We start from the raw sequence: 13,421 nt of genomic DNA on the forward strand, positions 1-13,421 counted from the left end.
CGGTATCCGCTTTTCCTATTATTTCTGAATATTAGGCTCTTCCAGCTTATAACCATACTTCTTGTCTGCCTTCTTCAGCAGTAGAGCCACTATAAGGGACAAGCAGGCAATACTGGTAAAAATGCACATAGGCACCGTATAGTCATACATATTCGTTCCATCTGGTTTCTTGCCGGATATACAATAGGCATCAAGCACCCACCCTATCAATGTAGGAATACCCCAAAGACCGATATTCTGGATAAAGAAAATCAATGCGTATGCCGTACCCAACTGGCTTACCGGGAATATCTTGGCCACAGCCGGCCACATGGCAGAAGGTACCAGCGAGAAAGCGATACCCAAAATTATCATCAGCACAATAGCTACCAGCCAATAGTTTATATCGGGAATAGCATAAATGAAATGCACACATATCAGCATGGCCGAGCCCAGCAGCATGATAGATGCGGACTTACCTCGCTTGTCAATGAAACCACCAAAGACCGGAGTCAGAATCAGCGCTCCCAATGCCGGAAGTCCGGCAAATGTACCGGCCACATTCTCATTGATACCGTATTTGATAATCATCAACTCGGAAGCAAACTTCTGGAATGGGAATACACAAGAGTAGAACAATACACACAGCAATGCTATCAGCCAGAAACCGGGATTGACCAGAATATTCTTCACATCCTTAAAAGAGAACTTCTCTTCCTCATCTTCCGTACCGGCAGCAATGGCAGCAGCTTCCATCTGTTTGTCCAGCTTCTTGTCCATCACTGCAAAGATGAAGAAAGCAATCATACCGCCCAACAACAGAACCAAACCCAACAACACCGGTGTGGAAATACCGAAAGCGCGGGCCAAAGGAATGGCTACGGCATAACCGGCTTGCGAACCGATACGTGCTAAAGCGACTTGTACCCCCATAGCCGTGGCAAGCTCTTTCCCCTTAAACCACTTGGCTATGATTTTGGAAACTGTAATACCGGCGACCTCCGCTCCTACTCCAAAAATGGAATAACCGGCAAAAGCAACAAACACACCCGTTTTATAGCCAAATATTTCATTGATTCCGAATAAAGTCGCGTCGGCACCGGCAAGTCCCGTCATTGCATAGTATTCAAGTGCTGTACCACCTACCATCAGGATAGTTGCCAGCTTTCCGGTGAAACGGATACCAAAGCGGTCGAGGATTAATCCTCCCCAAATCAACATCAGGAAAAAAACATTCAGAAAACTATAACCACCGGTAAAGAATCCGAAATCGGTACTCGACCAAGCCAAGTCCGTTTCCAACATTGTCTTCAACGGTGCTACCACGTCGTTTACATAATAAGCTGCCATCATCGTGAAGGCAACAATCACCAATGCCCCCCAACGGGTAGCCTTGGAATCATTCAATTTAAGTTTGAGTTGTTCTGTCATTGTACTATTTGGATTTCAATTTATTAATCAGATTGCATAAATTGCTGACAAAGGTAAATAAATACTTCATTAAAACGAAAAAAGGTTGACACCTTTTCAGTATCAACCTTTCTCTTATTTTTCCAAGCGGGAGTCATCCGCAATATCCTTATCTTATTCTGCTGCTGGGGCTTCTGCTGCAGGAGCAGGAGCTTCAGCCGGAGTTGTAGCTGCAGGGGCCTCCGATTGCGGAGCTTCTGTACCTACGGGCATGTTATAAGGATTAGTTTTTTCTTCTTGTTGCGCCTGTTCCAGAATCACATCACCGCCCTTACCTGTGGAAGAAGGAATAGTGTAAGCAGAAACAATACTGAAGACTACCATGACAGCTGCCAGAGTCCAAGTTGCTTTTTCCAAAAAATCCGTAGTCTTGCGCACACCCATAATTTGGTTGGATGATGAAAAGCCTGATGCCAGACCGCCTCCTTTAGAATTTTGAATCAATACAATGAAGCACATCAGCACAGATGCAATCAGCATTAAGATAACTAATAATAAATACATTTTGTTATTTTGATTTAGCGTTAATAATCAATTTCTCCAAAAATCTGATTTGGTCTGCAAAGTAAGCATTTTTTTTTGGATAATTCAAACTTAATTTTTTAATAATTTCAAGTGCCTTGTCATATCTGTGCTGTTTTATATAGATTTTGGCTAAAGTTTCCGTAAAACAGCTATCGTCCAATTCTTCCGTTACCGGCGATACGGAGCGCTCTTCCTCTTCTTCAGTCTCTTCCTCCTTCTCTACAAGAAACTCTCTTCTCGTATTCGCGACATCTGGAGACTCACTCTTTTGAATAAAGTCATCTATCAATTCATGTCCGCGCAGTTTAGGTACTTCCTGCTCATTTTCTGCATCTACACCAGGTTCTTCCTGCATTAAATAGGCCGTATAATCCACCGCATAATCCAGCTCTGTATGCTGTGAATGCTCTTCGGGAACAGTAGCCAAAAACGCATCTATCAAGGAAAGGGTACGGTCTACACTCGGCTCTTTCTCCGAATCGCCGGAAAAAAGCGACGAGACCTTCTGGGATTTCAAAGTATAGCGGTCACCCTCTATAAAGTAAAACAACACACGACGGTCTGCCACATACAACACAGCCTTGCGCAGCTCCGCGCCAAAGTTGATGTCGTGCAGCAGATAGAGGTTTTTCAGATAGAGCAAACGGAGCGACTGGAAATAAGGATAGCGTGCCACCAATGTGCGAAGCTCGTACAAAGTATCCCTATTCAGCGTCTCGGGATGCTGAATCCATTGTTGCAAATGGGTAGGCGTCATGAGTTTACCAGTTAGCTATAGTTGCATTGAAAATCTGTTCAGCAATGTCCTTCACCATCAGGGTTATCAGCTGGTCCTGCACATCGGTCAACAATTGTGAGGAATCATAGGTCTGGAAAGCCGAGAACTGCTGTTCAAAGTCCTCCTCATGGTTCGTGTTATTGGTGTAGCGCACGTTAACTGTCAGTGTCACCTTCACCTTCGAAGAGAAACCGCTGGCATCCACCGATTCATTATATTGGTTGTAACCGGTTATTTCTCCGTCTATGTCCAAGTCTCCTCCGGAGTTCACCAATTGCAGGCGAGTCTGCTGAATGAACATATCCTTCATTTTCTGATTAAACTCTGTTGCCAACGGTGCATATACATACTCTGCCCGGTTCTGGAAATCGGCAATGGAAATCGTTTTTACCTTTGTATAGTCAATAGAGCTTATCGGAGCAAGTCCCAACTTCATACTACATGAATTCACCAGAAATAACAAGCTTACCAACAAGGAAGCAAATGCCGCTTTTTTAATCCAATCCATATTCTTTTATCTTTCTGTATAACGTACGCTCAGAGATATTCAAATCCTGAGCCGCACTCTTACGCTTGCCGTGATGTTTTTCAAGCGCTTTACGTATCATTTCTTTCTCCACTTCATCCAGGGAGAGTGACTCCTCCACATATTCTTCCGTATCCTGGAAGTCATCGTCCACTGGAGTAACCGGCTTCACCGAAGGATGTATAATAGTAGGGACACTGGATGTCACCGGAGGTACCACCGCCGGAGTGACCGGCGCATAATAGGTAGATGTGGCAACCGTCGGATTGGATACCGTTCCCCTTTCAGCCATAATCTCATGCACCAGCTTTTTCAAGTCCGTTACATCCTGACGCATATCAAACAGAACCTGATAGAGAATTTCCCGTTCACTTCCGAAGCTCTTGTCCTCCTTCACTCCAAAGAAGGCAGGCAGGCGCTGCATATTGTTCTGCTCAGGCAGATAGCCCTTCAGTATGGATGCATTGATTTCACGATTGGTCTCAATGATGGATATCTGCTCGGTGATATTCTTCAACTGGCGCACATTACCCGGCCATGAGTAGCTCAGCAATACTTGCTTGCCGTCTTCCGTCAGCTGAATGGCAGGCATACGGTACTTCTCCGCAAAGTCCGAAGCAAATTTGCGGAACAGCAGCACCACGTCTTCACCGCGTTCGCGCAATGGAGGAACCTGAATAGGTACTGTGTTCAAACGGTAATACAAGTCTTCACGAAAGCGTCCGTCAGCAATGGCCTGTGTCAAGTTTACATTGGTAGCGGCAACAATACGCACATCGGTCTTTTCCACCTTAGAAGAACCTACCTTGATGAATTCACCGCTCTCAAGCACACGCAGCAAGCGTGCCTGGGTAGGCAAAGGTAATTCGCCGACTTCATCAAGGAAGATTGTTCCGCCGTTGGCTTCACCGAAATACCCCTTCCGTTCACCGATAGCCCCCGTGAATGCACCTTTTTCGTGGCCAAACAGTTCCGAATCAATCGTTCCTTCGGGAATGGCCCCACAATTCACGGCAATGTACTGTCCATGCTTGCGCCGGCTGTATTGGTGTATTATCTGCGGAAAGCTCTCCTTTCCCACACCACTCTCTCCAGTAATCAGTACAGACAAGTCGGTAGGCGCTACCTGGATAGCGATATCAATGGCACGCATCAGCGCTTCGTTATTGCCGATGATGCCAAAACGTAATTTTACTTGTTGTATTTCCGCTTTTGTCATTCTACAAATCTTCTTCTACACTATCGAGTTTCAGTTTGTCGCTATCGTCACGTTTCTCGTAATATTGCTTGCGCAGCGGATTTGCATGTGCCTCTTTCTCACGCTGGCGGTTACGGAACACATCTATAGCCACATAGATAGCCTGCCGGAACGAATCTTCAGAGGCAATTCCTTTCCCGGCGATATCGTAGGCCGTTCCATGAGCAGGCGAAGTGCGTATCACCGGCAAGCCGGCAGTATAGTTTACGCCCTCGTCCATAGCCAATGCCTTGAACGGTGCCAGCCCCTGGTCGTGATACATGGCCAGGATACCATCAAAATGGATAAAGTTATCTGAGCCCATAAACCCGTCTGCCGGATAAGGACCATAGCAAAGCATACCCTTAGCAGCCATTTCGTTGATGGCCGGAATGATAATCTCCTGCTCTTCAGTTCCCAGCAATCCACCATCTCCTGCATGCGGATTCAGTGAAAGCACTGCAATACGCGGTGCGCCGATAGCAAAATCCTGCTTCAAGGAGCGGTTGAATATCTTCAGTTTTTCTTGTATCAGTTCTTTGGTGATGCTTCCGGCTATCTCTTTAACGGGAATATGTCCGGTCACCAATGCTACCCGGAAGTCATCTTTCATCAGAATCATAAGGGCCTTCTCGCCATCTCCCAATTTCTGCTCTATATACTCCGTATGTCCGGGGAAGGCGAACTCCTCCGACTGGATGGTGTGCTTGTTGATGGGAGCTGTGACAATCACGTCTATCATCCCCTCCTTATATTCCTCAATGGCTTTTTCCAGTGCACCAAGTGCAGCTTTACCAGCTTCAACGTCAGGTTTAGAAAACTCAACCTTTACTTCATCATCCGTACAGTTCACTACACTCAAGCGATTGGGAGCCGCTTCGGAAGCGGAGTTGACGATACTGAAGTTGGCAGGCAAGTCCAATGATTTACGATGATAAGCTGCCACTTTAGGCGAACCGTAGATAATCGGCGTACACAATTCCAGCATCACCGGGTCTGCAAACGTCTTTAAAATCACTTCATACCCTACACCATTAATGTCGCCTTGTGTAATGCCGACTCTTATTTTGTTATCTTCCATTTTTATTACTTATTATTAGTAGTATCTTTTGCGGTTACACCTACCGGAATCTCCTCACCTTCCTGCTTACTGCCGGGCAGTTTCAAGGTATAGAGCGAAGCCTCCATCTGACGCACCAGATTACGTTTCATTTTATCAGGTGAATAAATAAATATTTCAGATACAATTATACGCTGATTGGCTTTGTCCAAACGTACATGCGATACGAACGGACCACCCATGAAATCACCCTTCACACGCCACAAGCCGCGGGCCTCCAGTGCATAGTCTCCCTGCACACTGATGGGACGTACATCGGTCATCAGAGAATCCGTCGACATATACATACCTTCTTGGGCACCCGGGATATTGATTTTCATCACAGAATCGCGTTTATGAACAAAATATTCTTTAGTAAACGTATCCTTATCCGTATAAGGATAAGAGTAGATTACAAAGTTCTGATCACCGGTAGCCGCATTCGTACCTGCCCAGAAGAAGTTCTCCCCCTCCTTGGTAGATGTCAGTTCGCCCGGCACCCATACATCGCAATCGAACTGGCTTTTCACCTTCGTTGCTATATAGTCGCTATGCTTGTCCTTCAATACTGAAATCTGACGGTTCATTTCCGCATGGGTAAAGAAATCGATGATTACCTGCTTGTTCTCCTCCACAAATTTCTCGAACGAAACCTCGTCCGGCGCCTGAATAGTGAGAATAGACTGAGGAGCGGCATACACATTCCTTGCATACTTGAATTTAGGCTGGGTATAGAGATCCTTATTCACATCGACAATAATGATATTGCGAATCAGTTTTAAAGTGGCATCATAATTGGAAGGGGCAGTATACATGATTCGGAATGAACGTTCTGACTGGGGAAGCCCCGGAACATCAGAATCAAGCACATCGAAAAGCGCCCTACCGGCAGGACGTTCCCACAAGCCGGGCTCCACCACTACCAGAACTTCATACGCACGACCGCTGGAGGTCGGAGTAAACACACCCTTTTTACCACCACCGCAGGCGGAAAAAAGTGTCAGTACGAGAACCATACTTAAATAAAACAAGTGCTTTCTCATATCTCTATCATTTTAGTTTTTCACAAAGCTACGAAGAATGCGTAATATCCTCCCTACCTAAGTTAATAATTTATATTAATTCTTCTTTATTCTCCTCCTGCTTGGCAGTGGACAACATGCCACAAGCGGCAAATATATCCTCTCCACGCGACGACCGTATAGTGGTAAACAGACCGTGAGAAGTCAGATAATCACGGAACGCAATCATGGTTTCCATATCGGCTCCCTCAAGATTCACCCCAGGTATGGCATGAAAACGAATCAGGTTAATCCGGCAGTCCAACCCACGTAGCAGCTTCAGAAGTTCCTTTGCATACGGTAACGAGTCATTCACTCCTTTGAAAACAATATATTCAAAAGATAGTCTGCGCTGTTTGCTAAAATCATAGTTTCTTAACAATTCTACAATCTCCGTGATGGAGAACGCCTTCTCTGCCGGCATCAGCTCGCGGCGTTGCAAAGGTATCGGCGAATGAAGGCTGATAGCCAGGTGGCAATCCGATTCCTCAATAAAACGCAGCAAGCCCTTCTTCAGTCCCACAGAAGAAAGTGTAACACGCTTGGGACTCCACGCATACCCATAAGAGGCGGTCATTATTTCCAGCGCTTTCAATACCTCGTCCAGATTATCAAGTGGTTCGCCCATACCCATCATTACCACATTGGTCAGCTTGTCCCTTTCGGGCAACGAATTGATCTGGTTAATAATCTGGTTAGATGTCAGATTGGCGGTAAAACCCTGCTTGCCGGTCATGCAGAATTTGCAGTTCATCTTGCAGCCCACCTGGGAGGAGACACAAAGCGTAGCCCGGTCTTCGTCGGGTATATAGACAGCTTCCACAAAATGTCCCTCGCCTGCCCGGTACAAGTATTTCACCGTACCGTCTACAGAGCGCATGGCATCTACCGGCGCTTTGGCACCTACCTCATAGATTTCTTTCAGCAATTCCCGATGCTTCAACGAAAGATTGCTCATTTCGTCTATAGAAATCACCTTCTTGTCATACAGCCAGGAAGCTATCTGCTTGGCAGAGAAACCGGGCATTCCCAGATTCTTCACCACATTCTGCAATTCAGAGAGCGTCAAGCCCAATAGAGGTCGTTTCTGCATATCGTTTTTCATTAAAACAAAACTCTTTCAAGAATGCAAAGGTAGGAATAAAGTTGCACAAAGACAACGGAGAGTGTAGAAAATGAAATGTACAGACAATGAAAAAGCCGCCCGGAAGTACCGGACGGCTTTTCAATATATTTTTTCTATTCTTAGAAGAATAAATAACGTTGGTCTTTTACGTTGGCTTTCAGATACAAGTCACTGATGAACTGGCTTGCCATGCGTGCATGCATGTTGGCCAAGTTATCCTCTTCAGTTTCCTTGTTGAATGTTTCGTTCAGTTTCTCTTTTGCATAAGGTTGCAGAACGAATACACCACCATTACCCTTGATAGGAGCACTCAGCTTGTTCACTTCGGCAATAGAAGCGTATGCGCCTACCAGAGGTTCGCTGCTACGCAATGCCGGGATATAGGCAGGAGCAGAGAAAGTAACGTGCTTTACAGAATCACTGACAGCATTTGCCATATTCTTATACTGCTCGAACGAAGTTGCATTGGCAGCCTTCATATCAGCCATAATCTTCTCTGCTTTCTTGTCACGGAGAATTTCAGCTCTCAACTGGTCTTTTACCAAAGCCAGTGGGCGATAGCCTTCAGGAACAATACTTGCAACACCTACTACCAGCATATGGTCGCTCTCGCCACATTCGTACAAACCGGAAACTTCACCGGCTTTTGCCTCAAACGCCCATTTCAAAGCATCTTTGGTACCTCTGATACCACCGATACCATGTTCAGAGCTGTACAAGTCGGCTCTATCCAGCAACTTATAACCAGCATCTTCCGCATTGGCAATCATTTTCTCTAAAGTATTGTTTGCAGCAATAAACTGGCTGAACTCATTGTATGCCTTACTGTAAGTTTCCTTACTGAATTCTACCGGACGCTTGATAACGGCTACCTTATATTTATCCTTGACAGCCTTCTTGTTGGTTACCTGCAAAATGACATTTGCCTGTCCCAACGCCAAGTTGGTCAGCTCGTTCTGTCCCAAAGTAGTGACAGCAGTAATATATTTCAAGTTGTCACCGTCAATCTGTGCGCCTTCGTAATTAGCAGAAGAAATCCAGGTAGGCTCACCGGTCTGACCGTATTTCTTCGCAACTTCAGCAAAGCTGGCACCCTCCTTAATAGCATTGTAGATGCTGTCGGCCAAAGTCTTCGTCTTTTCAGCATCTTCAGCAACCACTTGAATCTGACGGAACTCGATAGAGTCCGGCATGGCAGCAGTAGCCAATTTCTTGAAAGAGTTGAGAGTATTGTCCGATACGTTATAATAAGGTCCGAACACACCACCCACCGCAACAGAGTCCAAACGGGCAGTCACATCAGCGGGCAGAGACTTAGTAGTGTAGAACAAGTCTGTATAAGAAGTTTCGGAACCGGTAGAACGGATGAAGGTAGTATAGTCAGAAGGATTGGCAATAAGTTGCTCCGTATATTCCTCCATTTCCTTTTGGAGAGCAGCTCTGTCTTCTGCACTTGCAGTTACCTGCACATCAATAAACTTAATGTTACGGGTTTCCACATATTGCTTGAATTGCTCTTTCTTCTTATCGTAGGCAGCTTTCAAGTCAGAATCCTTGATGACAATAGTAGAATCAACAATAGAAGAATAGGGAACTGCTGCAAGCAACAGGTCTGACTGATCCACTCTTGCATCAAATGCATCCTGAGCTTCCACAGGATTGGAGAAGAGAGATTTCGTAATCAAAGCCTGATACTTTTCCTGAAGACGAGCCTGGATAAGAGACTTCTCAAGGAAAGACCAGAACTTATACATAGACTCATAATACTCTGCATAATTGGAAGGCATCTGTGCCTTGTTCATCTTGGAATAGTCTACTAGGAACTTCTTCAACATATCCTTATCGAACGCACCGGTCTGGGGATTACGGAACGGAGTCTGTTGCAGCATCGGATGCACACCGGCATCAATGATAGCCTGAACTTCCGCCTTAGATACAGACAAGCCAAGTTTCTTAGCTTCTTTTTCAATCAGTTTATTATTGACGTATGTTCTCCATACTTCATCTTTGATTCGGTTGGTTTGTTCATCGCTCAATGCACTGTTGCCACTGGAGAACTTGATAACTTCTGTATATTCTTCTACCAATGCTTGAAAATCCTGAGCGGAAATTGTCTCCCCGTTCACTTCACCAACGTCTTGTGACTGGTGTGGCTGAAGCACTTTCCACGCGTCACCTGCGATGAAAGCAAACAGCGCCAAACCAATAACAATCACCAATAAAGGTCCTTTAGACCGAATGTTTTGTAATGTTGCCATTTTAGTTAATATGATTTATTTGTTTATTATTATTTTCCTAACATGTTCATTTTAGCGCACGAAGATACAAAAAATGCTAATACGCATCCATTTATTCTTTAAAAAATTACGCCTAAATGAAATTATTCAATGACTTTCAGTCTTACCAACTCAATTTTAGTAGCTGTCACCTTGATTATTTTAAACTGATAATTATCCACTTCAATCACTTCATGCAGCTTCGGGAAACTTTGATAACGGTTCAGAATCAGACCGCCCACTGTCAGATAATCGTCCGATTCCGGCAGGTCGAGCCCGAAAGTCTCATTTACCTTTTCTATTTCCAGACGGGCCGAAAGCACATATTCACGTTCACCCAGCTGCTTACATACATAGGACGTATTATCATGCTCATCCTCAATATCGCCGAAAATTTCTTCCACCAAATCCTCCAAAGAAACGATGCCTGCCGTACCACCAAATTCGTCCACCACTACAGCAATCGTTTTTTTCTGCTGCATGAACAGTTTCATCAGTTTGTGAGCCGACATCGTTTCGGGTACAATAGGCACTTCCTTCACGTTATTCTTCCAGTCTGCCGGATTCCTGAACATTTCCGACGAGTGAATATATCCCACCACATTATCTATATTTCCATCATATACTATGATTTTAGAAATACCCGACTCCACAAAAAGACATTTCAATTCTTCCAATGTGGTGGTCAGATCTACAGCTACCACCTCTGTACGCGGTACAATACAGTCGCGTATCTTTATATTCGAAAAATCAAGCGCATTTTGGAATATCTTTACCTCTGCATCCAGTTCTTCTTCACTTTCCGCATTCTCTATGCTCGACTGGATGAAGTAATCCAAATCCACTTTGCCAAAAGCCTTGGCCGACGCTTCCTTGTTTACTTTCATCCCAAATATCCGAAGGAACAGATACGACAATCCCGATGCAAATTTTGAAACAGGAAACAGAATGACATAACATATAAATAAAGGAATGGCACACACCCTCAGCATCAGATTGGGATTGATTTTAAACAAAGTCTTCGGCAAGAACTCACCGGTTACCAAAATAATAAGAGTGGAAATTATAGTCTGCACCAACACCATTACAAAATGGTTGGAAATAATTCCGGCAAGAAGATTCACCTCTATGATTTGTGCCATCAAGATACCATAAATGACAAGCGCGATATTATTACCAACCAGCATGGTCGAGATGAAGTTATTCGGGTTGCGAAGAAAATAGGAAATGATACCGGAAGTGACGCCTGACTTCCTTTCCATCTCAAAGCGCAGTTTATCTACGGAAACAAAGGCAATCTCCATTCCTGAAAAGAAAGCGGAGAAAGCCATGGTTATCAATAAAAAAATAACGGTATCCATTTTATCAATTTATGGTATCAGTCTGCAAGCTATCTGCTGCGGCAGCCTCTTCGTCAACATAGAAGATGCCCTCCGGCTTGCGAATCGTGTAAACAGTCATTTGCTGATTGGATTCAAAGCCATGTCCCGTAATGATACGGTCAGGCTGTTCGATACGGATAAACTCATCCGAATAAATTCTTTGTGTCCGCTGGTCCCAATACAGCAACTCTGTATCAAACTGCTCACCTTTCAAATTCTGTATATGCACATTCCCCATCAGTTTCCATAACTCTTCCTTATTAAAGAAATAGGCTGTATCGGCCTTGATACTTGCCTCCACTTGGAAGATAGAGTCAAACTTTTCCAAATAGACCCCCTTTTCAAAAGCCCAGTATGGAGGATTCTTCCGGTCAAAGACCAGCCACTCTTCCGTATTGATGCGGTAACGTGTTACACCGGAATCAGACACTAGCGTAGTCACCCCGCGGGTGTCCATCACCGCCATAGAATCACGCTCGGTAATGGCATCGCCCAGCTCCTTCTTCTTCCCGGAACATGAAGAAAATAAAAGAAGCATAACCATTGCCCCAAAGACAATGGTTATGCTCGCATTTTTATGATAAACAACGTTGATGAGTTGTAGCAACATAGTTTTATCTGATAGTTGTAGATTCACCTATCCATCCGCCGATAGTGATACGGTCACCAGCTTTGTAACCCAACATAAAGAGGTCTTTAGCCTGGGGAGTGTGACGGGAATAAGTACTAATCAGCTCGTTAGCACGTTCTGTAACTGAAGGATCCACCGCTTTAGCTCTCTGCAACTTATCAATTACTACAAAGTAAGTACACTTATTCAGAGCTGGCTCGTCAGTCCAATTAGGATTGGAACCGTAAAGCTGTGCCAGCAAGATATAAGGATCACCATAGTTTTCCTTAAAGCTAATAGCCTTCTGGCAATATGCTCTTGCCTGAGAAAGTTTCTTAGCCTGCATCAAAGCAGCAGCAGTGGCATATGCCATTTCAGCTTTCTTGTCATTATCGGTTTCCTTAGCCAATGCTTCGTCAAAGTATTTCACGGCATTGTCATAGTCACCTTTTTTATAGTACATGTATGCTACACCTACAGCAGCATCGGCAGTCGGGTCAATTTGATACATGTATTCAGAAGCCTTGAAATAAACTTCACTTTCGTTACACTTCATCAATTTCAAAATATTCAATGCTTTCTTCAAGAAAGTAGAGTCTGTCTTATTTTCTTCTACTTTAGGGCCATAGATATTCTGCAAAGATTCACAATCAGCCACACCACTCTGGATGAACATAGCTACCAAATTATCCTTGATAGTTTGCAGGTTTGCCTTCTTTGCCTCTTTGGTTTCAGCTGCGATAGCATCATCCGCATACTTGGAAGCATCAATATAGTCTTGGAAGAACTGGTCAGTATGATTGTCATCTGCCTTTACCTTCTGCATAGAAACATCCAAGAAATAGTGTAAAACCGCACCTTTGGAGCCGCCCTTTTCTGCTTGGACAGATTCTTTCAGCCAATTGTAAGCTGTATTAAGGTCCGGAGTCGGAGCAAATTGAAGATAATCCACTGCTTTGGCACCCAAAGCATCAGCTACACTCGGCACCCCCTTCATTCCCTTGTTAACAAATTCAGGAATGTACTTCATTCTCAAGTCATACACATCCATCAGCTCATCAAAATACTTCTTATAATCAGCAGAATTTCTATCTTTAATCTGACTCAAGAAACCCACTAAAATCTTCTGAGCATCTGTAAATGTATAATACCGCAGTGTAGGGCAATCCTTCAATACAGCCATACAAGGAGCGTATGCATCCTTAAAGTTACCAGCTCTCACTGCTTCATGAGAGATACTACTGTTCGAATTACAATTTTCAGTCTGTGCGAAAGTACTGGTCGCTCCACCCGAAAGGAGCAAGACAGCCACAAGCGTCTTAATTTTCATTGTATTTAAATTTTAGTTGTTA

The 13,421-nt window shown here is 44.3% G+C and carries 12 protein-coding genes; all 12 read right to left on the reverse strand.

Going from position 1 to position 13,421, the window contains the following annotated elements; genetic code table 11:
• Nucleotides 1-18: 18 nt before the first annotated feature.
• The gene (locus EYA81_RS03540; protein ID WP_117878395.1) at nt 19-1,410 is read right to left on the reverse strand and encodes an MFS transporter; all 1,392 of its coding nucleotides are present in this window, start codon (nt 1,408-1,410) and stop codon (nt 19-21) included.
• Nucleotides 1,411-1,563: 153 nt separating this feature from the next.
• On the reverse strand, nt 1,564-1,953 hold the full coding sequence (secG, locus tag EYA81_RS03545) for a preprotein translocase subunit SecG (protein ID WP_009038088.1): 390 nt from the start codon (nt 1,951-1,953) through the stop codon (nt 1,564-1,566).
• A gap of 4 nt (nt 1,954-1,957) precedes the next feature.
• Nucleotides 1,958-2,731 carry a tetratricopeptide repeat protein gene (locus EYA81_RS03550; RefSeq protein ID WP_117964198.1) on the reverse strand — a complete coding sequence of 258 codons (774 nt, stop codon included), beginning with the start codon at nt 2,729-2,731 and terminating at the stop codon, nt 1,958-1,960.
• Nucleotides 2,732-2,735: 4 nt separating this feature from the next.
• Nucleotides 2,736-3,260: an LptE family protein gene (locus EYA81_RS03555; protein WP_117600431.1), complete on the reverse strand. Its 525-nt coding sequence runs from the start codon at nt 3,258-3,260 to the stop codon at nt 2,736-2,738.
• A complete protein-coding gene (locus tag EYA81_RS03560; RefSeq protein ID WP_117964197.1) occupies nt 3,247-4,497 on the reverse strand; it encodes a sigma-54-dependent Fis family transcriptional regulator in 1,251 nt (416 codons plus the stop codon). Before EYA81_RS03560 ends, EYA81_RS03555 begins: the two co-directional genes overlap by 14 nt.
• A 1-nt stretch (nt 4,498) precedes the next feature.
• Complete coding sequence (gene pdxA, locus EYA81_RS03565) at nt 4,499-5,596, reverse strand: 4-hydroxythreonine-4-phosphate dehydrogenase PdxA (protein ID WP_117964196.1); 1,098 nt, start codon at nt 5,594-5,596, stop codon at nt 4,499-4,501.
• A gap of 5 nt (nt 5,597-5,601) precedes the next feature.
• A complete protein-coding gene (locus EYA81_RS03570) occupies nt 5,602-6,657 on the reverse strand; it encodes a DUF4837 family protein (protein ID WP_117600434.1) in 1,056 nt (351 codons plus the stop codon).
• Between the two features lie 70 nt (nt 6,658-6,727).
• The gene (rlmN, locus tag EYA81_RS03575; RefSeq protein WP_117600517.1) at nt 6,728-7,768 is read right to left on the reverse strand and encodes a 23S rRNA (adenine(2503)-C(2))-methyltransferase RlmN; all 1,041 of its coding nucleotides are present in this window, start codon (nt 7,766-7,768) and stop codon (nt 6,728-6,730) included.
• Between the two features lie 152 nt (nt 7,769-7,920).
• Nucleotides 7,921-10,059: a peptidylprolyl isomerase gene (locus EYA81_RS03580; protein WP_117964195.1), complete on the reverse strand. Its 2,139-nt coding sequence runs from the start codon at nt 10,057-10,059 to the stop codon at nt 7,921-7,923.
• Nucleotides 10,060-10,181: 122 nt separating this feature from the next.
• Complete coding sequence (locus tag EYA81_RS03585) at nt 10,182-11,438, reverse strand: hemolysin family protein (RefSeq protein WP_117964194.1); 1,257 nt, start codon at nt 11,436-11,438, stop codon at nt 10,182-10,184.
• Nucleotides 11,439-11,442: 4 nt separating this feature from the next.
• On the reverse strand, nt 11,443-12,069 hold the full coding sequence (gene lptC / locus EYA81_RS03590) for an LPS export ABC transporter periplasmic protein LptC (RefSeq protein ID WP_117600437.1): 627 nt from the start codon (nt 12,067-12,069) through the stop codon (nt 11,443-11,445).
• 4 nt (nt 12,070-12,073) lie between these two features.
• The gene (locus EYA81_RS03595) at nt 12,074-13,399 is read right to left on the reverse strand and encodes a M48 family metallopeptidase (protein WP_117600438.1); all 1,326 of its coding nucleotides are present in this window, start codon (nt 13,397-13,399) and stop codon (nt 12,074-12,076) included.
• Nucleotides 13,400-13,421 lie beyond the last annotated feature (22 nt).

Source organism: Bacteroides sp. A1C1, assembly GCF_004328515.1.
In the GTDB taxonomy this organism is placed as follows: domain Bacteria; phylum Bacteroidota; class Bacteroidia; order Bacteroidales; family Bacteroidaceae; genus Bacteroides; species Bacteroides uniformis.

What these genes read in the sequence shown, in the direction of transcription:
- pdxA (WP_117964196.1), bottom strand. Translation starts at nt 5,596, where the DNA reads ATGGAAGATAACAAAATAAGAGTCGGCATTACACAAGGCGACATTAAT.
- EYA81_RS03550 (WP_117964198.1), bottom strand. Translation starts at nt 2,731, where the DNA reads ATGACGCCTACCCATTTGCAACAATGGATTCAGCATCCCGAGACGCTG.
- EYA81_RS03570 (WP_117600434.1), bottom strand. Translation starts at nt 6,657, where the DNA reads ATGAGAAAGCACTTGTTTTATTTAAGTATGGTTCTCGTACTGACACTT.
- lptC (WP_117600437.1), bottom strand. Translation starts at nt 12,069, where the DNA reads ATGTTGCTACAACTCATCAACGTTGTTTATCATAAAAATGCGAGCATA.
- EYA81_RS03595 (WP_117600438.1), bottom strand. Translation starts at nt 13,399, where the DNA reads ATGAAAATTAAGACGCTTGTGGCTGTCTTGCTCCTTTCGGGTGGAGCG.
- EYA81_RS03585 (WP_117964194.1), bottom strand. Translation starts at nt 11,438, where the DNA reads ATGGATACCGTTATTTTTTTATTGATAACCATGGCTTTCTCCGCTTTC.
- rlmN (WP_117600517.1), bottom strand. Translation starts at nt 7,768, where the DNA reads ATGCAGAAACGACCTCTATTGGGCTTGACGCTCTCTGAATTGCAGAAT.
- EYA81_RS03580 (WP_117964195.1), bottom strand. Translation starts at nt 10,059, where the DNA reads ATGGCAACATTACAAAACATTCGGTCTAAAGGACCTTTATTGGTGATT.
- EYA81_RS03560 (WP_117964197.1), bottom strand. Translation starts at nt 4,497, where the DNA reads ATGACAAAAGCGGAAATACAACAAGTAAAATTACGTTTTGGCATCATC.
- EYA81_RS03555 (WP_117600431.1), bottom strand. Translation starts at nt 3,260, where the DNA reads ATGGATTGGATTAAAAAAGCGGCATTTGCTTCCTTGTTGGTAAGCTTG.
- EYA81_RS03540 (WP_117878395.1), bottom strand. Translation starts at nt 1,410, where the DNA reads ATGACAGAACAACTCAAACTTAAATTGAATGATTCCAAGGCTACCCGT.
- secG (WP_009038088.1), bottom strand. Translation starts at nt 1,953, where the DNA reads ATGTATTTATTATTAGTTATCTTAATGCTGATTGCATCTGTGCTGATG.